This window comes from Streptomyces sp. NPDC021225 (assembly GCF_044332865.1).
Classification (GTDB): Bacteria; Actinomycetota; Actinomycetes; order Streptomycetales; family Streptomycetaceae; genus Streptomyces.
Genome location: NZ_JBIRPV010000019.1, coordinates 124,118 through 142,282 on the forward strand (window position 1 = coordinate 124,118; position 18,165 = coordinate 142,282).

At 66.9% G+C, this 18,165-nt stretch carries 12 protein-coding genes and 1 pseudogene; 5 read left to right on the forward strand and 8 right to left on the reverse strand.

Annotated features, from left to right (window positions below):
• Genes ACH4S9_RS44445 through ACH4S9_RS44455 form a run of 3 tightly spaced genes read right to left on the reverse strand, consistent with a single transcriptional unit; the run spans window position 1 to window position 9,619 of the window.
• Window positions 1-3,840 carry a hypothetical protein gene (locus ACH4S9_RS44445; protein ID WP_398377262.1) on the reverse strand — a complete coding sequence of 1,280 codons (3,840 nt, stop codon included), beginning with the start codon at window positions 3,838-3,840 and terminating at the stop codon, window positions 1-3.
• 28 nt (window positions 3,841-3,868) lie between these two features.
• On the reverse strand, window positions 3,869-6,181 hold the full coding sequence (locus ACH4S9_RS44450; RefSeq protein ID WP_385343011.1) for a hypothetical protein: 2,313 nt from the start codon (window positions 6,179-6,181) through the stop codon (window positions 3,869-3,871).
• A gap of 42 nt (window positions 6,182-6,223) precedes the next feature.
• The gene (locus ACH4S9_RS44455) at window positions 6,224-9,619 is read right to left on the reverse strand and encodes a DUF6603 domain-containing protein (protein ID WP_398377265.1); all 3,396 of its coding nucleotides are present in this window, start codon (window positions 9,617-9,619) and stop codon (window positions 6,224-6,226) included.
• Window positions 9,620-9,947: 328 nt separating this feature from the next.
• Between ACH4S9_RS44455 and ACH4S9_RS44460 the strand changes: the two genes are divergently transcribed.
• Entirely contained in the window at window positions 9,948-11,660 is a 1,713-nt protein-coding gene (locus tag ACH4S9_RS44460) for a hypothetical protein (protein WP_398377267.1), read from the forward strand.
• A gap of 349 nt (window positions 11,661-12,009) precedes the next feature.
• Here ACH4S9_RS44460 and ACH4S9_RS44465 read toward each other — a convergent pair whose 3' ends face one another.
• Window positions 12,010-12,351 carry a MazG nucleotide pyrophosphohydrolase domain-containing protein gene (locus tag ACH4S9_RS44465; RefSeq protein ID WP_361184585.1) on the reverse strand — a complete coding sequence of 114 codons (342 nt, stop codon included), beginning with the start codon at window positions 12,349-12,351 and terminating at the stop codon, window positions 12,010-12,012.
• Window positions 12,352-12,597: 246 nt separating this feature from the next.
• Here ACH4S9_RS44465 and ACH4S9_RS44470 point away from each other — a divergent pair, with 246 nt between their 5' ends.
• Window positions 12,598-13,182: a class I SAM-dependent methyltransferase gene (locus ACH4S9_RS44470; RefSeq protein ID WP_398377268.1), complete on the forward strand. Its 585-nt coding sequence runs from the start codon at window positions 12,598-12,600 to the stop codon at window positions 13,180-13,182.
• Window positions 13,183-13,351: 169 nt separating this feature from the next.
• Here the strand turns inward: ACH4S9_RS44470 and ACH4S9_RS44475 are convergent, their stop codons facing one another.
• From ACH4S9_RS44475 to ACH4S9_RS44490, 4 genes are all read right to left on the reverse strand, one after another.
• Window positions 13,352-13,936: a GNAT family N-acetyltransferase gene (locus ACH4S9_RS44475; RefSeq protein ID WP_311728000.1), complete on the reverse strand. Its 585-nt coding sequence runs from the start codon at window positions 13,934-13,936 to the stop codon at window positions 13,352-13,354.
• A gap of 162 nt (window positions 13,937-14,098) precedes the next feature.
• A complete protein-coding gene (locus tag ACH4S9_RS44480; RefSeq protein ID WP_398377270.1) occupies window positions 14,099-15,229 on the reverse strand; it encodes a sensor histidine kinase in 1,131 nt (376 codons plus the stop codon).
• A complete protein-coding gene (locus ACH4S9_RS44485; protein ID WP_398377272.1) occupies window positions 15,222-15,917 on the reverse strand; it encodes a response regulator transcription factor in 696 nt (231 codons plus the stop codon). The genes ACH4S9_RS44480 and ACH4S9_RS44485 overlap by 8 nt, the downstream gene beginning before the upstream one ends.
• 75 nt (window positions 15,918-15,992) lie before the next feature.
• Entirely contained in the window at window positions 15,993-16,697 is a 705-nt protein-coding gene (locus tag ACH4S9_RS44490) for a VanZ family protein (RefSeq protein ID WP_311727997.1), read from the reverse strand.
• A 375-nt stretch (window positions 16,698-17,072) separates the two neighbouring features.
• Here ACH4S9_RS44490 and ACH4S9_RS44495 point away from each other — a divergent pair, with 375 nt between their 5' ends.
• The 3 genes and pseudogenes from ACH4S9_RS44495 to ACH4S9_RS44505 all read left to right on the forward strand — a co-directional run.
• Window positions 17,073-17,306: a DinB family protein gene (locus ACH4S9_RS44495; RefSeq protein WP_398377273.1), complete on the forward strand. Its 234-nt coding sequence runs from the start codon at window positions 17,073-17,075 to the stop codon at window positions 17,304-17,306.
• 44 nt (window positions 17,307-17,350) lie between these two features.
• Complete coding sequence (locus ACH4S9_RS44500; protein WP_398377274.1) at window positions 17,351-17,710, forward strand: OsmC family protein; 360 nt, start codon at window positions 17,351-17,353, stop codon at window positions 17,708-17,710.
• 46 nt (window positions 17,711-17,756) lie between these two features.
• Window positions 17,757-17,873: pseudogene (locus tag ACH4S9_RS44505) on the forward strand (FAD-dependent oxidoreductase); the annotation flags it as partial.
• Between the last annotated feature and the right edge of the window lie 292 nt (window positions 17,874-18,165).

Below are 18,165 nucleotides of genomic sequence, written 5' to 3' on the forward strand. Positions count from 1 at the left end.
CTATGACTCCGGGGAAGGTGACGGGGTGTCGTCCTCGGGCGGCTTCGTCTGCCCGAGCGCCGTGGTGAGGGTGAGGTAGCCGGTGCGTGCGGTCGGTGTTTCCTGGTCGAGGTGGGCGGTGGGATCGGTGTGAGCGATGGCGTACGTCTCCCAGTCATGGCGCCCGGCTTGCCGCCCGCGCTGGGACCAGTTCCAGGTGCCGGCCCAGGCGGAGATGGACGGCATGGTGACCGCTGTGGTCGGAGCGTCATCGCCTCCCTGAGTGCTGCTGATCGCTCCGCTCTCGGGGGACGGGTCGGGTGCGGGGCGGGTGGAGGCGAGGAGAGGGCCCATACGAAAGGCGAGCCGGAGGTTGGACAGGGCATCGCGCACGAATTCGTCGGGCAGGCGCAGGGTGACCGCGGGGACGATGTCAGTGGTGGCCTGGAAGGTCCGTCGTGGGTCGGCGAGCAGAGTGACGTAGGCGGCGGTCGGGGTGGAGCCGTCGCGAGGAAGCACGTCGGGGACGGGGCCTGGGTTGACGGGCAGGGCCAGGTCGCGGGCGTCGATGTGCTGCGTGTAGGGGCTCTCCGCGTCCTGCGCGGTGGACTGGAGGACGGTTCGGAGAACGGAATAGTCGGTGCTCTTGGTGGTGTCGACGGGGTTGCCGGACTTGTCGTCGAGCGGGGGATGGGTGTAGTAGCCGATCAGCCCGTCGGCGTACTGGGTCTCGGCGCCAAGGAGGATGTTCCACCGCCACGTGTGCGAGACATCGAGGTAAGGAGGGGTGGGGAAATGCTCGACGCTCTTCCAACTGGTGTCGGTGAAGGGGTAGGGGGAGTCGGTCTCCAGGGTGAGGCGGGCGCGTAGCAGGGCGATGGGCTTGCCGACGAGCGGTGCCATCATGTCGCCGTCGTCGCCGGAGGGCTTGGTGCTCTGCGCGGACCTGTCGATGTGCTCCATCAGGCTTTTGAATGCCGTGACCGGATCACATCCCGGGCGGTCCGGCCCGCCCCTGAGCCCCTGGAGGAAACCGGAGAGTTCAGGCCACGCGTCGGTGAAGCCCTCGTCCTGAGTGTCCAGTGGGTGGTAGCGGCAGTCGGGCAGCGAGTCCCAGTCCACCTTCTGGGATCCGTCCGGGGCGAGGCCGAGGCGGCCTTCGACGACGCCGTGGCCTTCCGGGTCGTAGACGAGCAGGGAGCCGGTGAGGTGGTTGGCCAGCAGCCAGCCGACTACCGGGCTGGGAGCGCGTTCGCCGGCCGTGCCGATCACGGGCGGATCACCGACGATGAGGTCGCGGTTGAGGGCGTCGACGAAGTCGAACCGTAACTGGGTCGGCTGGAGGATGCGGGGCGGCAGTTGGATGTAGAGGTTGGGGTCCGTCTGGTCGCTCCCGCCGACGGTGATGTCGTTGTCGGGAGTCACATGGATGGACCGCGAGAATGCGCCATGGGACGGGTTGAATTCCAGACTGCGGCCGAAGGCATCGACGATGACGAACTCAGTGAAGACGAACTGGCCTGCTCGTACGGGGTTGAACCGCAACGGGGCGACCTGGCCGTGACTCCCGCGCCGGTCCGGGTCGGAGCCTTCGCGTTGGTCGGGATCGGGCAGGGGGAGACCGTGGCCGGGCGCGGTGAGCCCAAGGTCGGAGCGTCGCCTGAGGAGATCATTCAGGTCGTGTCTGCCGTCGGGGGTCATGTCCCGAGGCCGGGGGAGGGCGTCCGCGGCGGCGGTCCGCTGCTGAAGTGAGAGGTTGAAGTCCTCCAGCGTCTGGGAGAGCTGGCCCAGTTCGCCCCTCTCGGCCAAGGCTTCCAGAGCCTGGCCGGGCGCGTCGGGATACCTGCGGGCGTGCTGTTCGGCCCGGGCCCGGGTGATGAAGACGGGCAGCGATGTCACAGCGCACCGCCCGGTGAGCTGTTGGGGCTGCACGGGTGACGGTCGGCCTCGAGTATGCAGACGGTAGCGGCCCGTGTCGGCGTCGAACTGCCAGCAGTAGCAGTTGTCATGGTCCTCGCCGGGAACGACGAAGGGGATGGGGTAGTAGTGCATCCGCCACTCCACGAAGACCGGCGCCCAGGGCTGGCGCCAGCGTGAGGTGAAGGGTGCGGGTGTGCCCATGAAGGTGACCGGGATCCTGTCCGGATCGGCCAGGTCCTGCGTCAGGGCGTCGTCATCGGGCGCGTTTCCGGTGGCAGCGGCCAGAGAGAGCAGGGAACATTCCGTGATCAGACCCTCGACGGTCTCGCGTATCTCTTCGGGCAGGCGGCCCAGAGCATCCTGGTACCAGGTGGGCGCGGCGAGGTATGAGCCCCGCATGACGCCGTCGATGCGGATCTGGCTGACCAGTTGGTCGGCGGTGCGGCAGCGCAGGGCCGCGCCGCCGTCCTTGGGCGGTGCCTCGGCATTGAGTCCGCCGAAGAGGATGACGGGGTCGGCCGGAGTGTAGAAGGAGGGCAGCGCCGAACACTTGAGTCGCCGGTAAGCGGGTAGCTTCCTGGCCGCCGCGTACTGCTCGACGCTGCGATTGAGTTCGTCCGTGGTATCGCCGGTGGGCAGACCGCCGTCGGTGCTGAGGATGTTCTGCATCTCCTCCAGCAACGCCTGTACATGGTCGCCGAGTTGGTTGATCTTCTCGTCAGGGTTGAAGTCGGCAGCCTGCTGAGCGGCCTCGGGGGTGTGCTTCAGCCGCCACAGGTCATAGAGACGCTGACGCAGGGCGGCCGCGGAGCGTGCCGCGATGTCGTAACGGCGTTGCTTGTCGTTGAGCTCGGCGAGCCAGCCGCGTTCGATCTCCAGTTCCGCCTGGTCCGGTTGCCCGGACGCGTCGGGGGCGTTGGTGATCTCCCACACGTGGCCGGCGGCGCGCGTGTGGAACCAGGTGCGGTGGACGACGTCGTCGAGCCCGTCGGGATCCTCGTCCAGTTGCTCGAAGTTGTCGGTCAAGAACGCGTGGAACAGCCGCCCCAGCGCGGCGTCTCTGTCGCTCATCAATGCCTGTTGGGCGTCGGCGGTGTTGTTTCCCACCGCGAGGAAGACGCTCCCCGGGTCGTCGGGACGGTCCGAGGCAGGGGGGCCGTCGCCGTGCGATTCCACGCGCAGGGCCGTGCCCGTGTAGAGCGACTTCTCGTCCGGCTCCTGCCCGCCCGGTTCCGGTTCCCAGCCGAGGTCCTTCAGCAGATCGGCCAGGGGCGTGTCCCCGGGGTTCGCGAGGATGTCCTTGTCGCCCCGGGAATACCAGCCCACGACGAGGTAGTCCAGTGTCAGCTCGTCGATGCTGTCTGTCAGGTCGCCGAGATCGTCATGGTAGGAGAAGACGTTCTCGTGGTAGGGCTGGTAGCCGGCGAAGGCCAGGAGACCCGGGCCCACGCCGCTCAGGAACAGTTCATCCCCGCTCTCGGCCCACTGTTGCGGCTCCGCCCCCGTGATGTCGCGGGCCCGGCCGATCCATCGTCCCTCGAGCCGGTTGTCCGGAGTGGTGACGAGGTAGGGGGACTCTCCGACATCGCCGTCATCCAAGAAGTCGCTGTCCACGACCCATGCGGCAGTGAGACTCGCCTCCGGCGTGCCCTTGGGGCGGCTGAAACGGGCGACCAGCCATCGATTGGGAACCAGTGGGAAGGTTGCCTCGCCGTCGGACTGGTCCCGCATGGCCCGCAGGGCGTCGGGCAGTGACCACTGCACATACACACCTGGGTCCGGTGAATCCGCTTCGACCAGTGGAGAGGGCTCGATGGGCGTCGAGAGGTAGTCCTCAGGTCTGGAATTGTCCAGGGACCAGCGTCGATGGTCCGACCCGTACTCGCCTTCGTTGACGAGGTACGCCTTGATCTGGACGGGAACGATCAGTGGAGTGGTCACAATTGGCTCCGGGTCTTCAAGACTGGTGTTACCGCGGTTGTGTGAAAGCTTGGCGAACAGACGAAACGAACAGCTGGACCGCGAAGCCCGCCGCTTTCACCGTGGTGCCCAACGCCGAGCCGAGGTCCGGTATCAGCGCGGCGATGTCCATCACCTCGGCTTGCCGAGCACCGGGGACCATGGGTCGGAAGTAGGAGGTTTCCAGGCCCGGTCCAGCGGACGGGAACTCCTGGTGTATCGGCTCGCCGACCGGGTCCTTCCCCTCACCCAGGTTGCGCAGCATGATGCGGTAGCCATCCGCATCCTCGACGCCGAGGGTGAGGTCCTGGTGGGCCTCGCTGAACGTCACCGTCTCGGGAACATCGCCGAACAGGCACAGCATCACGTCCGGGGCCAGCATCTCCCGCCGGATCATCTCCACCGGCGCCCCATCCTCGTCCTGTACGGCAATGGACAGGTTCGGCCAGTCCCGGGCGAGCCGTGACCGCATGACCATGCCTGCGTGCGCGCTTGGGCCGCCGCCCTCGCGCGACGCGAGCCGTTCCGCGACGGCGTTGGTCACGATGCCGGCCAGAGCCTGGTCCTGAGAGGTGCTCACTCCTGTGCTCATCGCTCCGTCGACCAGAGCGGTCACCCACGCCTGATCGATGAAGAAGAACCGCACGCTCTCCGCTGGCAGCATCCGCGCATCGGGGACCAGGTGGTCGAAGGGGATCATTTCCAGCGCCCGCAGTGCTTCGACGACGTCCGCGGCCGGCTCGATGTGCTCATCCAGGGACCGGGCCAGCGTCGCACGAACCTCACTCCGTTCCAGGAAGTCCAGCGTTCGCCGCGCTCCGGCGCTCCTCCCTCCGGCCGGGGAGCGTACGGTCCGGCTCGTTGACGGTGCGTCGGCTGCCATGAGGCCAGTCGGCTGCTCGGGCAGCCCGTCGGCCAGGAGCTGATGGAAGTGATGGACGGCCGGACGGTCCCTGGCCAGCGCTGCCGTCGTGGTCAGAGTTCCGGGGTCGAATCCGCTGACCTCGGCAGGGGTGGTGATCCTGCGCAGAGCCTTGAACGCGGTGATACGGGCCTGCCGCCAGAGTCGCTGCACCGCGATGCGGCTCTCCGCATGGGACAGCGCCACCAGCCGTCCCATGCTCCAGGCCACGGCATAGGACAGGTCATAGACTCCCCAGTCCTTCACATAGATCAGCAGCCCGTCAGCCGAGGCATGGTCGTTGCTCTCGGATTCCAGACCTGGTACCGGCGGGACCGGCACCGCGGAGCACGGGCCCCGGTACCAGCCGAAGGTGCTCTCTCCTGTGGCCGTCTCATGGCGTACAGGGGTGTACCCCCACGTCAGCCGGTTGCTCGCCTCGATCGCCTGCTCCGACTGAACAGTGTCGTGCGGGGGCGGCAGCCGCAGCGACTGCCGAAACGGATCCCCTGGGTGTCGTGGGTCCGGGTCCGCCGCCAAGTGGCTGACCACATCGGAGAAGTGCCCCTTCGCGTCGGGCTGTTGAATGAACGCCCATGAGTGGAGGGAGACCAGCCGAAGCGGCTTGGGGGCCCGAGCATCAGGCTTCAGGTAATCCGCGAAGCCTTCCAGTGAGACCAGGTGGGCGGCGTAGGGGCCTGGGGTACGGGGGAAGCGATTGGCGAGCACGACACCGTATCGGCCCAGGTCCTTGAAGTCCTGCCTGACCGAGTTGCCCGTCCGCCGTGTCTGCTGGGGTGTGACGTCACGTACGTGCGTCAGGTATGCCAGCTCGTCGATGCGGGGTGCGACGGCCTTGAACACATCGGCCGGCACATCGATGGTGCGGCAGGTGGTCTTCTTCACCGCATCGAGCACGGAGTTCTTGTCGATGTCCGGGCCGAGCACAGGAGCGTTGGGAATGTCGTTCAGATCGAGCAGGTCCTGGACGGTGCAGGCGGTGCCGACGGAGCCCTGCGCATACGGGTCGGTGTCCGGAAGCTCCCCTGGAGCGAAGAGCAACAAGGCCAGCCATGGGATGCGGTCCGTTTGGCCGCTCTGCACATGCTCGTCCAGCATCTGCTCCCACGGGAGGATCGGGCGGGTCAGGCTCACATGCGCCAGTTGGGTGTCAAAGTCGCTCGTCGCTCCAGGGGGTGGAAATACCGCATGCACGGACCCTGGCGGCAAGGCGAACCTTGGAGCCATCACCTGGAATTCCTGACCGTCGAACGGAAAATCAGACTCGCTGCTGAGCGCATGGCCCAGGCTGTCGGACACCGAGTGGTCGATCTTGATGGTGTAGTCGCCGCCGGTCAGGAAAGGTGTATAGGAGTCGTAGAAAGTCAGCTCGCGTGAGGAGTCGTCGTCCTTCGTCGTCATGGCGGGTCACCTGGTCCTGGTGGCTGGGGCGGGCGGGGAGCGTCACGGGGAAAGAACGAGGGGCTGGGAGTTGTACAGTCCGCTTTCGAGGCGATCTTGGTAATCGCTGAGAGAGTCGTTGGTGTGCGGGCCGTAGCCGAGGGAGTCGAGAGCGTTGTAGAGGTTGCTGCGAGCGGCGGCTGTGGAATTGCTGCCGAGGTCGGTGGCGATGTCGGTGATGGCGCGCTGGTCCACGGCGGGGGCGGGCTGCTGAATGTGAGGGCCTGCAACGGGAGGAATGCATCCGTCGGGTGAAAGCGGCTCGGTTTCCTCGAGGACGGACGAACCGACGGGGGGAAGACCGCCTTTGAGCGTGGAATCAGGGACGGCGACGCGGATACCGGTGATGTACGTATCCTCGGTGAGAGCGGGTTCTTTCGGGTCGGGCTCGCCGTCGACGGGGGTGCCCCAAAGAGCGCTGGTGACTTGCTCGGTGAGGCATTCCACCCTCCATCCCTGGCCCTGCCAGTCGATCTGTGTGTCGCCTCGGGCGATGGTGACGCTGTGGGTGGCCTGGTTTCCCTTCCCGGCCTCGGGGCCCATGGGGCGGATGCTCAGCGTGGGGGCGACAGCGCTGTCGGAGAGGGTGACGCCGTTGACGCAGGCGCTGGTGGCGGGGACGGCACAGTGGGTGGTGAAACTGAACCCATGCGTGGACACGGCCCACGGTGGACGCGATCCGGCGTCCTGCGGAGAGGACTCGGTGTCGCTGCCGGAGGGCAGCAGGCCATCGCCCGCGGTGGCGTGCAGCCGGTCCTCGGCGGCCGGCAGCATCGCGGTGACGTGTTCCCAGCTCGCCCATGCGGGCTTCGTGCGTTCTTCCTGACCGATGGGGATGGCCCACCTGATACTAAAAGGAAGATTGATGATGACGTTTCCGCCGAACGGCGGAGCCCACGCATCCAAAGTGAGCTCGCATTCGAATCTCTTCGTGAATACAAGCTTGATCTCGACCCCTACGGACAGCCCGATCCGCGCCCTGACATGGAACGGATGCCACTGGATGAGGGCGTCGAACCCAGCCGTGCAGAACAGGATGACATGCCCGATCTTGAAGTCTGCCTTTGCGTCCAGCTCCATTTTGCAGCCGAACATGTACGCGGCAGGAGTCAAAGTGCAGTAGACCGACGCGGTCATGGAGACTGTTTTTGAGAGCGTCCAGCCGACCTTCACCCTGTCAAGATTCGACGGATAGTAGGACGGCATGGTGATGCCATGGGGGTATCCTCCCGCGGTCAGTACGAACTGACCGCGGTGGCCGCCGGTGAGCCAGATGTTGAGTGCCAAAGCTCCGGTAATTCGCGCTTCGTTCGCGAAGAAGAATGCTTTCGCATCGATGGCGGCAGCGATGGCAAACAGTCCGGTCGCCGACTGATATGTCGCGTCCAGTACCAGTTGGATCCTCACGAATGGATCCCAGCCCCCCAGCATCGCGAAGGACTGACTCGAAGACGGCACCTCGAAGGCGGCCAGGCCTATCAGCGCCGCCGACCAGCCGATCTTGTCGATCGCAACCGCGACCACGGCCTGGGCATCGACTTGCCCGCAAATACTTGCACTTACCCCCAGCACGCCCCAGAACGCCCCGCCCTGAGGCCGTATCCACGGAGGATTGGTGGCCGAGAGTGCTCTCAGCGCAGACAACGGGCCGTCCGGCGGGTTGGGCTCCGCATCCTCCTCGGTCGGGTTCTTGTCCACCGGATGCGTGCTCTTCACCATCAGGGGGAAGGAAAGCACCTCCGTCGGCCCTGGCGTCCGCAGCTGATTGTTGTACCCGAAGCCGATACAGAATCCATCGATGATGACGGGTCCGATCGGTATTCCGCGCCCCGTCCCCGCGTTCACCCGCCCGAACAGGAACCCGGTGGTGTATTCAGGGTCCTTGGTTTTCCCGAGAGCGCCCATGAGCTGGAAGCCTGTGACGTCGGATCCTTGCGGGTTTCCGAACTGCAGGATGACGTCACCTTCTACCAGATAGTAGAAGTGCGAATCCTTCTTGAATATCAAACCCCCGGCGATCCGGAAATCGGGGAGCTGTACGTCGAGGCCAAGGCCCTCGATGAGCGGCAACGGGAAGTCCGGCGCATTCAACGGTATCCCGACCTTGGCCCCGGCGAGCTCGAGACGGACTCCCGCTCCTTTCAGACTGCCGCCCACAGAGCCGTCCACCAGGACCCATACGTTGGGATCGTCGTAGTCCAGCCCGATACGGCCCAGATACAGAGGGCCGAGCTGTTCGGATACGTCGAACCACACGGGCTCGACCCCTGCGCCCAGGATCTGCGGCAGGGCCATGGTCGTCGGCACATCCTCCTTCTCGTACTCCGCCATGGCGAACCATGACCCGTCCCCTTCGAAGTACTTGTCCGGGAATATCGGCAACCGGGCTGCGACCTGTTTCTCGATCTCACCGATCGACTCGTTCAAAGCATTCAACTGCTCTGCTTCGAAAGTGCCGGTGCACACTCCGGCGCCCAGGTGATTCAGGGTCATTCCCCGAGCGGGCGTCATGTCTATCAGCTTCGAAAAACTCCAAGGCATCCCGATCCCGCAGGCGGATTCCACGATATAGATGAAATCCTCGCCCCCCGGCACATGGGCCTTCACAGATCCGAGGGAGAAGCGCCAGTTGCCGTCCGTCGACTGGCCGCACAGCGTAAGAACGTCTGACTGCGGGTCGTACACCACCCAGACTTCAGTCAGTTTCGGTGCCAGCGCCCCCGCTGGTATCCCACCAGAACTGATCTTGAATGCCTTCAGGAGATTCCCGACCGTCACCTCTCCCTGGCCGTCCATGGAAACATCGAAAGGCGTCACAAACACAGCTGTACTGAGCGCATCCGGTGACGTACTGTCCGGGCTGGGGAGCGCACGCCTGGCGTGGTTCCCATCCTTGGCCGCAACCTTGCCCGCGGAAGCCATGCGCAGATGAATATTCTGACCGAAAGTCAATTCAGCAGCTACGCCCGCGAAAGGCGCCAGGGCGCGCCCGTCCGTACGTGTCTCCAGGAGCAGCTGCATCTCCGTGAAGCCAAGGTTGGGAAGAAAGCCGATGTCGAGGTGGAGCCCCCCGGAATTGATGTCCTTGAGATCGCGGGGGAGCGAGATCTCAACTTCGACGCCAGCCACCTCACCGTCGGCCATCGGGAATCTGGCCTTTACCCGTTGACCATCCCACCGAGCTCCGGGCAGTCGCAATTTTCCGGCGAGAACCACGGTGTCGTCGGTTTCAGGATTCCCCTGGAAACCGGCTCCCGGGTTGGTTCCGAGACTGCCTTTCAGGTGATTCTGGAACAGTTCCTGTGCTGCGGGAATATCTAATCTACTGCCCGACAAGGCGAACGTATCCGTGCTTTGGTCGAGGCAATTCAAGAGATCTTCACGGGACAGACCGGTCATGGCACACCACCTCTGGGACGCGTCAAATCGGCTCCTGGTCGAGCGCCAGGCGAAGGCAGAAACGATCGCTCGGTCGAGCCTGTAGCAGTACTGCGTCCTAAGTCCCCCCGGAACGTACCTCCCTCGCCTGATAGTCCGCTCCGTTTGGGCGGTTGTTGTGGTGCGGGAGGGGGGTCGGGTCTGAGGCGACGTATGACCAGGCGAATAGCGCGTGGGCGAGCCGCGGTTGTGACGTCAGATGGTGTGGGCACGGCCGGTGTGCTGGTGGTTGGTTCGGCGGCGCGTGCCGGAGATTCCGGCGATCTTGTTACCGACGGGAGCGTATGTCATGTCAGTGAAGCTTTTTGATGCCGCGTTCTCCGCTCCACCGCACGGAGACGCGGCCGTGGCCAGCGGATATTTCCTCATCGGCAACCAGTACTACCGCTTTGCGTGGAACAGTTCCAGGAGTAAGCAGAAGGTCACCTACCAGGGTTTCGGCGCCACCAGATATCTGCTCGACATTCCCCAGGCGGCCGCGTCGTTCGGCGAGGGAGTGGACGCCGTCTGCTGCCTGGACCTGAGCACCATCTACCTGTTCAAGGGCGACCAGTGCCTGTGGGCCCGGATGGCCGGAGATGCCGATACCGCCGCCAAGCCGATCAGCACCGTCTTCAAAGGCCTTCCCGTTCCCTTCACCAGCAAGATCGATGCGGCATTGCCGTTCCGGGACGGCAACACCGTCAAGATCTGGTTCTTCTCCGGCAGCCAGTGCTGCCTCTACAACCGGGAGTCCCTGGCCCAGCACGTCGAGCTCTCCGGCGATACCAGCACGCTGTGGGGCCTGGCCGGTGACTTCGCCGCCGGCATCGACTTCGCCGTACCCGAACTCGGTTCCGGCGGTGACTTCCAGGACAGCGGCTACCTCTTCCACGGCAACCAGTGGATCGCCTGCACCCCCGGCACCCACAGCGTCGTCGGCACCCGCCAGACCGTCAGCGAAACCGACTGGCCCGGACTCGGCTCCATCGGCGCACGGGTCTTCGACCAGCCCGGCACCCACTCCTGGACCGTCCCCAGCGGCGTGAACCAGATCACCGCGAGGATATGGGGTGCCGGCGGCAGCGGCGGCACTGGAGGCGCCGGCGACGGCACGAGCGGAACAGGCGGCACCGGGGGCGACGGAGGCCTCGGCGCCTACTACGCCGGCACCTGCGCCGTTACCCCCGGGCACACACTCACCTTCACCGTCGACGGGCCCGGCAACACCACCAACTGCCCCACCGGCCTTCACGAAGGCGATTACGCCGGCGTCTGGGTCGGCAGCGGTGGCAACGGAGGCGATGGCGGCAATGCCTGGCAGGACCACCACGGCGGTGGTGGGGGCGGTGGAGGCGCGGGCGGTGGAGGCGCGGACACCGGCGGCAAAGGCGGCCAGGGCACCGAAGGCGGCCACGACGGCACCGACGGCAACGCGTCGTCCTTCAACTTCCTGGGCACGGTCATGGGCGGCCACGGTGGAGGCGGTGGCGGCACCGCCGGCGCGGGCGGAGGGGGTACCGCATTTGCCTACTCTGCGAACCACAGCATCTGCGCCGGCGGCGACGGCGCCAACGGCACCAAGGGCGGCTACTTAGGTCTCAGAACCAGCGGAGGAGAAGGCCCCGGTGGCAACGGTCAATGCGGGCAGAATCAGGGCGCATATAGGCCTGGTGCCGGCGGTGGTCATGGCCCCGGTGCGGGCGGTGCGGGCGGTGTCGGTGGCACGGGCGGTGTCAGCAGCGCCACCGGCGGCGGCTACTGCGGTGGGGGTGGGGGTGCCGGCAACGCCGTCGGCGGTGGCGCGGGCGGCGGTGGCGGAGACGGCGGATACAGCCACCCCCTGATGGACGTCACGGAAAACCAGCGCGGCCAGGGGAGCAGGCCGGGCGGCAACCCACCCGCCAACGTCGCCACCGGCGGCAAGGGCGGAACGGGCGGAACCGGCAGAGGCACCCGCGGCACCCCCGGCCAACCCGGCGGCCCCGGCCTCATCACCATCACCTGGGGACCCGCCCGCTGACCGCCCCACAGCACCCTGCCACCGGCTGAGGTTGTTCCTTGAGGGTGGACGGGACGCATGCGAGGGCGACCCTGGCACCACCCGCGCCGCCAACCGCGAGCTGACGGCTCGGCTCAACGTCACACCGACTGATCGCTCAGCCCGTGACCAGCCGAAACGCGGGCGCCCCGGTTCCCGGCCACTGCTCGGCCGGGAGCCGGCGCGGACGGTCTACTGGTATGGGGGCCTACTCCGCAGGAAATTCACGGTCAGGGTGTGGCCGCCGCGGCCCGGCTCGTCGCGTGCCCGGTCGTCGTCGTAATGCCCCGTAGAGCTGGGATCACGCTGACGTGTTCGCGGCGGTCGTCCGTCACGGCAGTTCCTTGCCGTCGGTGAGTTGGGCACTGATCGACTCATCGAGTTCGGTCATGGTGCGTCGGAAGGCATCCTCCAGATCCACCTCGTAGCGGTGCGCAAGAATCAATACCGACCACAGGCAGTCGGCGAGTTCATGCTCCAGCGCCGCCCGGCCGCCCGGGACATCTCGGGCACCTTCCTGAGCCATGATGAGCTTGGCCAGATCACCGACGTCTCCCATGAAGCCGAGCATGAACTCGTCTCGCGTCCACGCCCGTCCGCGCTCACGGCGGTTCAGTTCGTCGTAGAGGTCATGGATCCGAATCGCCTGCTTTTTCAGCTCGCCGAGGTCCACGGAGCCCGCCCTTCCGTTTCAACGTGTGGAGGTGATGGAGGATTGACCCTCTCGCTGGGAGCCTTGATCGTCAACGGGTGGCGATCACTCGCGCTCCCGGAACAGGTCGGGAACCCAGCGCCGTTGCAACTGGTCAGACGTGCAGTTCTCTCGTGCGTCACACACCACTCGGCCCGTGGACTGCCTTGCGCCGCACGGGCGCTTGACGAGTTTCCGGTTCGCCACCGCCCGAAAGGTAGAGTCCTGATGACGATCGCGCCCGCCACCTACTGGGAGCGGCTCTGGCACGACGGCCGCCGGTACCGCAAGGTCACCGGTGCCGAGACCACGCTCCTGGCCAGGCATCTCGGCCCCGGCCGCGGACGCCCGGCCCTCGACATCGGCAGCGGGGACGGCGCGCTCGCCCGCCACCTCCACCACCAGCTGGGCTACCGCACCACCGGCGTGGACTGCGCTCCCACGGCCGTCGCCCTCGCGGCCGCTGAGGACGTCGAGGACGTGGAGGACGAATCCGGTCCGGCTTGGCGGCTGATGGACTTCACAAGCGACGACCTCGGCAAACTGCCGGAGCCCGCGTACGCCGCCGTCACCTGCCGCCTTGTCTACCGGTGGGTGGACGACAAGCCGGCCTTCCTCGATCGCGTCCGCCACGTGCTCGCACCCGGTGGAATCCTGTGGGTCGTCACGGAGCTTGCCGAACGCCGCGAGGACACCGACCCCCTCAAGAAGCTGGGGATCACCGCCGCCGACGTCGAGTTCCTCACCGCGGGCTGGTCTGTCGTACGGACCGCCGACCTCGACCTGCTCCGCTGCTACGCCCTCCGCCTCTGAAAGCCTCCCTCGTGTGGCCACGCCCGCGCGCGGTGCAGCCATTGCTGGCGCGGCGACGTCGGCCAGCAGCCGCGAGGTTGTGGGGGAGGAGGTGACTGGTCTACACCGACATCAATCGCCTCAAAAGACACCGCGCCGTGGCCAGGAGGGACGACAAGCTGGCGGCCCGCTACGAGGCGACCGTCCTCGTCGCGGCCATCGATGAATGGCTGTGACCAGCGTCGTTGAGAGTGATCCAGTAGCGGCGCTTGACCCCGGCTTCGGTGCTGCGCACATCTTCGAGGACGCCGCCGTTGCTTTCGATGGTGCGCGCCGAGCCGAGGTTGCCGTCGTCACAGGTGAGGAGGACCCGGTCCAGACCGAGCGCCGGCGCCTTGAGCAGAACCGCGCCCAGCGCCCACGAGGCCAGTCCGCGTCTCCTGGCGGAAGGCCGAACGCTGTAGCCGATGTGTCCGCCGCCTTCCAACAGAAAGGCGTTCAGATAATGCCGGAGGTCGATGGCCCCGAGGTACGTCTCGCCGTCGACAATCCACCAGTGGGTAGCGTGGACGCGTCCTTCCCCGACAGGCAGCGACCGGTCCGCTTGCTGCCGCAGTCGCTCGGCCCATGCGGCGAACCCTTCCGGGCTGTCGAGGTCATCGTCACCAACCAGACGCAGGCCGGCCCCGTCCTGGTGAGCACCAGGCTGCCACTCGTCACGCGCCGTGAGCCACGAGGAATGCAGCTGTCTTGTGGGAGCGATCAGTTCAGCCATGCGAGGGACCATAACACCCGCACCCCCTGGGTGATCAGGCGCTTTCTACCAGATCGGGAGCCCGGCCCGTCGGGTGGGGGCAGGTGAGCCGGACCGGGGCGAGATCGCCTCATTCCGCCGCGACTGCTCACCCACTACCTCGATCCACTTTCGGTGCACGCCTTAGTGGGCCCCGCTCGGGGAGGACGCGTGCGGCGTGCCGGGGAGTCGAATCGTGACGAGGAGGCCGCCGGAGGGGCGGGGGGTGAGGTCGAGGGTGCCGTCGTGTGCTCGGACGAGGCTGTGCACGATGGCCAGCCCGAGGCCGACGCCGGCATGCTCGTCGGTGCGTATGCGTTCTGTTCCGCGTTGGAAGGGTTCGGTGAGGGTCGGTATCAGTTCCGGTGGGAGCGGACGGCCGGTGTTCTCGACCCGCAGCACGCTCGTGTCGTGCTGCGGTTCGGTGTGGACCGTTACGGTGCCGCCGGCGGGGAGGTTGTGGACGATGGCGTTCTGGACGAGGTTCGTCACCATCCGCAGTATGAGCGCCGTGGAGCCGACGGTCTGCGTTGTCTCGCCGGTGATGTCGAGCGTGATCTGGCGCTTCTCGGCGAGGGGAAGCAGCGTTTCGGCGGCTTCTTCAGCAATGAGGGAGAGGTCGACGGCCTCGCGGGTGAAGCCCCTGCGGTCGGCGCGGCTGAGCAGCAGGAGGGCCTCGGTGAGGTCGATCGCCCGCGTGTTGACAGTGCGGAGGCGTTCAATGAGTTCGCCCTGGTCCCGCGTGGGGTCGTTGCGGGCGGCGTCGAGGAGTGTCTTGGAGATCGCCAGCGGGGTGCGCAGTTCGTGGGAGGCGTTCGCGGCGAACCTCTGCTGTTCGGTGACGTGGGATTCGAGTTGTTCCAGCATGGTGTCGAACACGTCGGCGAGTTCGCGGAATTCGTCTTTGGGGCCTTTCATGCGGATCCGGTGGGACAGCGATCCGTTCGCGGCCATCCGTGCCGCGTACGCGATCCGTGTGAGTGGTGCGAGCATCCGGCCGGCGAGGATCCATCCTCCCAGGAGGCCGAACACGAGGAGGAAGGCCAGTGCTGTGGCCGCGGCGGGGGCGAAGCCGCGCAGGAGGTCGGAGCGGTTGGGCCCGGTGATGATCACGGCGCCGAACGTCCTCTGGAGGGATCTGCGGTCGTCGTCCGGCAGCCAGCGCAGCACGAATACCCATACCACGGCCAGCATGAGAGCGCCGGCGAGGAGGAGGAATCCGGCGTAGCTGATGGTGAGTTTCAGCCGGGTGCTGAGCCCTGGGCGTCTATTCATGAGTGCTGCCGGGTTGGGCGGTGTCCATGCCGGTGTCGATTCGGTAGCCGACGCCGGGCACCGTGGCGATGAGCCATGGTTCGCCGAGTCGTTTGCGCAGTGCGGAGACGGTGATGCGGACGGCGTTGGTGAAGGGGTCGGCGTTGTTGTCCCAGGCCCGTTCCAGTAGCTCTTCGGCGCTGACGACACCGCCTTCGGCGGCGACGAGGACTTCGAGCACGGCGAACTGTTTGCGGGTGAGCGCGACGTAGCGTCCGTCGCGGAAGACCTCCCGGCGGAAGGGGTCCAGCCGCAGGCCCGCGATCTCGCGGACCGGGGGCCGGGCGTATGCGCGTCTGCGGTCGAGCGCCCTCAGCCGCATGACGAGCTCCCGCAGCTCGAACGGTTTGGTGAGGTAGTCGTCGGCGCCGAGCTCGAACCCGGAAGCCTTGTCCTCGATCCGGTCGGCAGCGGTGAGCATGAGGATCGGGATGCCGCTGCCGGAGGCGACGATGCGCCGGGCGATCTCGTCGCCGGAGGGGCCGGGGATGTCGCGGTCGAGGACCGCGAGGTCGTAGGAGTTGACGCTGAGCAGTTCCAGGGCGGAGTCGCCGTCGCCGGCGATGTCGGCGGCGATCGCCTCCAGCTGTAGACCGTCACGGACGGCTTCGGCCAGGTAGGGCTCGTCCTCCACGATCAGTACGCGCATGTCCGAAGCCTAAGCAGCACAACATATCGCCGACGTATGCAAAGACGTGTGCACTCCCGACACCCGACACGCGACTCAGCCCGCTGGTGCCCGCGCGGGGCGAGGCTGGTCCGACGGTGCTTCCGCCGTAGTGCGCCACCAGCGGCGCGACGCCAGCGCGGCCAGCACGGCGCCGGCGGCGTTGACCAGTACGTCGTCCACGGAAGACACCCGGTCCAGCCACAGGACGTACTGTGCGGTTTCGACCAGGACCGAGCAGCCCGCCCCGAGCGCCAGGATCCGCGGCACGGACGCGAGCGCCGCGAACCGCATGGGGGCGAAGAACCCCAGCGCCGCGAAGATCAGCAGGTTGCCGACGATCCCGCCCGGCCCCATCGTGACCAGGTCCCGCAGCGGTACCAGGCTCACCCGGCGTGGAGCGGTGCCGACCCCGGCGCCCGGCATCATGGTCATCCATAGGAACGGCACCGTCCCATGGACCATGCCCACCTCGGCCAGCGACATCCGCCACGCCGATGTGACGCCAACGGCACGCCGACGGCACGCCAGAGCCCACACCACCAGCGCGGCCAACGGCAGCGCGATCAATGTCATGAGCACCACGCCGTTGAACGTATCGAAGCAGCCGTGCCACCGCCCGGCCATGCACATCGGAGCGGACATCATGAGCGGCCGCCGCACGACGAACGTGGCGCTCGCCATGCCGAGGATCGCCAGGCTGAGGAGCACGATCCTGCGCGTGCGGCGGGGCGGTGCCGACAGGGATGCGTTGTGGTTCATGCCCCCATTGGAGACGGAGGGCCGTTGTGGTGACGTATGCGATTTTCGATACGCCCGCGATATACGGAATCCCCTCCATGGCTTTCAGAAGGTGGCCGACGCGAAGGCGTACCTGGCGAGCGACCTGTTCACCCGCGATGTGGTCGGCGGCCTGTCCCCGTTGCTGAAGGCGGCACCCGAGGTGCGCCTCTACGACACCGTCTGACCCTCCCAGAGCCATCCGGGCAGACCCCGCGCACCAGGCTTCGCCCAGCCCGTCATCGGCCCCGCGCAGCTCGCCGGAGCGATCGCGCCGCGGCGCCTGGCGAAGAAGACCGCCCGCACCTGACTCGGCATCGATCCCTTCCCCTCACCCCAACACCGACAGGTGGAGTCATGCGCGAACTCGAAGCGCTGCTACGCGAGTACGACCGTGCCCGCGCGTGCACCGACGAGCTGTGGAAAGACCTCACCCCGGACGAGGTGACCTGGCGCCCGCACGAGAACTCCAGTGCCATCGGCTGGCACCTCGGCCACCAGGCCCACGTCGCGAGCTCGGCCAGGCCACGTTCTCGGTCAACGGTTCGTGGCAGGGCGGCTGTCGGCTCACCGCGCAGACCGGCCCGCTGACCGCGGGCGGCGAGCGTGACGACAAGCGCGTCGCGCGTTACGTGATGAGGAGCGACGAACCCGCCCCGCTGCTGGGCACCGACACGGCCGTCTCACCCGCGGAGTACCTGTTGCAGGCACTCGCCGGCTGCTGCACCGTCACGCTCGCCGCCAACGCCGCCGCCAAGGGTGTGGAGCTGAAGAGTTTCCGCCTCGAGCTCGAAGGCGATGTCGACCTCCGCGGATTCCTCGGCATCGACCCCACAGTCCGCCCGGGCCTGCAACAGGCGCGCGTCCGCCTCCACATCGACGCCCCGGACACTCCCCGCGAGCAACTCGAGGAACTCGTCGCCCTCGTCGAGAGCCGCTCGCCCATCCGAGACACCCTGGTCAGCCCCATCGACGTCGTCACCATGCTCGCCTGATCGCGCCAACAGAGCGGGAGCTGAACCGATGGAAGAGGAACGACCGATGGTCGAGCAGGACGAGCGATTCGACGTGGTCGTACTCGGTGCCGGGCCCGGTGGCTACGTCGCCGCCGTCCGCGCCGCCCAACTGGGTCAGCGCGTCGCAGCCGTCGAGGAGAAGCAGGGGGCGTCTGCTGCTTCCATCCCTCGGCGGAGGTGATCGCCGAGGTCACGGGCCTGCTCGCGCCCGGCGACAGCCGACGCTGACCACACGACCGGGTGGTCGGCGCACTGGCGCCGGGCCGGAGTCGTCTCGTTCCTGCGCGACCGACTGAAAAGCCTCACCACCGACCGCGACCACAGCCCGGCGAGTGGATCCCGTCTCTCACGCAGAACTTCAACCCTGGCGCGGTGGAGCCGCCTTCGATGGCGCCACCGCGCAGCAGCATGTGTGAACACGCCCCTCGGTCACC

Bases quoted from the DNA above. Each gene is read 5' to 3' on its own strand.
- ACH4S9_RS44490 (WP_311727997.1), bottom strand. From the start codon at position 16,697: ATGAACCACAACGCATCCCTGTCGGCACCGCCCCGCCGCACGCGCAGG.
- ACH4S9_RS44455 (WP_398377265.1), bottom strand. From the start codon at position 9,619: ATGACCGGTCTGTCCCGTGAAGATCTCTTGAATTGCCTCGACCAAAGC.
- ACH4S9_RS44500 (WP_398377274.1), top strand. From the start codon at position 17,351: ATGAGGAGCGACGAACCCGCCCCGCTGCTGGGCACCGACACGGCCGTC.
- ACH4S9_RS44460 (WP_398377267.1), top strand. From the start codon at position 9,948: ATGTCAGTGAAGCTTTTTGATGCCGCGTTCTCCGCTCCACCGCACGGA.
- ACH4S9_RS44485 (WP_398377272.1), bottom strand. From the start codon at position 15,917: ATGCGCGTACTGATCGTGGAGGACGAGCCCTACCTGGCCGAAGCCGTC.
- ACH4S9_RS44470 (WP_398377268.1), top strand. From the start codon at position 12,598: ATGACGATCGCGCCCGCCACCTACTGGGAGCGGCTCTGGCACGACGGC.
- ACH4S9_RS44475 (WP_311728000.1), bottom strand. From the start codon at position 13,936: ATGGCTGAACTGATCGCTCCCACAAGACAGCTGCATTCCTCGTGGCTC.
- ACH4S9_RS44480 (WP_398377270.1), bottom strand. From the start codon at position 15,229: ATGAATAGACGCCCAGGGCTCAGCACCCGGCTGAAACTCACCATCAGC.
- ACH4S9_RS44495 (WP_398377273.1), top strand. From the start codon at position 17,073: ATGCGCGAACTCGAAGCGCTGCTACGCGAGTACGACCGTGCCCGCGCG.
- ACH4S9_RS44450 (WP_385343011.1), bottom strand. From the start codon at position 6,181: ATGACGACGAAGGACGACGACTCCTCACGCGAGCTGACTTTCTACGAC.